Source organism: Mesorhizobium sp. M1E.F.Ca.ET.063.01.1.1, from assembly GCF_003998155.1.
Lineage (GTDB): Bacteria > Pseudomonadota > Alphaproteobacteria > Rhizobiales > Rhizobiaceae > Mesorhizobium.
Map to the genome: position 1 here is coordinate 1 of NZ_RZSC01001691.1, position 415 is coordinate 415.

Genomic DNA, 415 nt, shown 5'->3' on the forward strand with positions numbered 1-415 from the left:
TGCTTGCGCCGTCCGCGCGCCATTTGCGCATGCAAGTGGCCTGAATTCCACTGAGATAGCGACGAACCGCCTCTTTTGCCACTGTTTCCGTCGCCATCGACGGCACCGCTTCGGTGATTGGTCATCGCCATCGCGCAACCAGCCTTCAAAATACTGACAAAATCATCGACGAGGGTTACCACTGCTTGCGAATTCGATCGGGCTTGGGGGGCATCCATGATCAGATTGACACGCCGGACGCTGCTTGCCGGCGCCTCCGCGCTGACGGCAGTCGGCACGCTGTCGTTTCGTGCGCTTGCCGCCCAGCGCACCTATTACGCGCTGCTGGTCGCTTGCACCGACTATCCGAACCTGCCGAAGAAGAACTGGCTGATCGGGCCGAAGAACGATGCCGGCCTGGTGCGCGACTACCTGC

2 protein-coding genes are annotated in these 415 nt (G+C 61.0%); one reads left to right on the top strand and one right to left on the bottom strand.

The genetic code is table 11. The features are described from left to right. Nucleotides 1–218: hypothetical protein (locus EOA29_RS42575; protein ID WP_210213247.1), on the bottom strand; the 218-nt coding region annotated here is incomplete at its 3' end. On the opposite strand from EOA29_RS42575, the gene EOA29_RS40445 reads away from it, so the two are divergent. Next, nucleotides 217–415 (top strand): hypothetical protein (locus tag EOA29_RS40445; protein WP_145970201.1); only part of this gene is annotated, 199 nt, incomplete at its 3' end. The two genes, EOA29_RS42575 and EOA29_RS40445, sit on opposite strands and share 2 nt — an antisense overlap.